This window comes from Psychrobacter sp. TB55-MNA-CIBAN-0194, from assembly GCF_040309505.1.
Lineage (GTDB): Bacteria > Pseudomonadota > Gammaproteobacteria > Pseudomonadales > Moraxellaceae > Psychrobacter > Psychrobacter fozii.
In genome coordinates this window covers 1-266 of the sequence record NZ_JBEOOW010000374.1, presented here as the reverse complement: position 1 = coordinate 266, position 266 = coordinate 1, and the positions used below count along the sequence as shown (strand labels likewise).

At 41.0% G+C, this 266-nt stretch carries 1 protein-coding gene; it reads left to right on the top strand.

From position 1 onward, the window contains the following. Window positions 1-266: GTP-binding protein (locus AAEY75_RS15520; protein WP_352260090.1), on the top strand; the 266-nt coding region annotated here is incomplete at both ends.

Sequence of the window (266 nt, the reverse complement as noted above, 5' to 3'; positions counted from 1 at the left end):
CTGTTACACCGCTATTGAAATGGAATTAGAAGTAATTCCAGTACTTAATAAAATCGATTTACCGCAAGCGGATCCTTTACGTGTTGCAGAAGAAATTGAAGAGATTATTGGTATTGATGCCCTTGATGCAGTGCAGTGTAGCGCTAAAACAGGTGTAGGTATTGCCGAAGTTCTTGAAATGATCGTTAAAGATGTACCGCCGCCAGTAGGCGACAAAGATGCACCTTTACAAGCACTTATTATCGATTCTTGGTTTGACCCATACC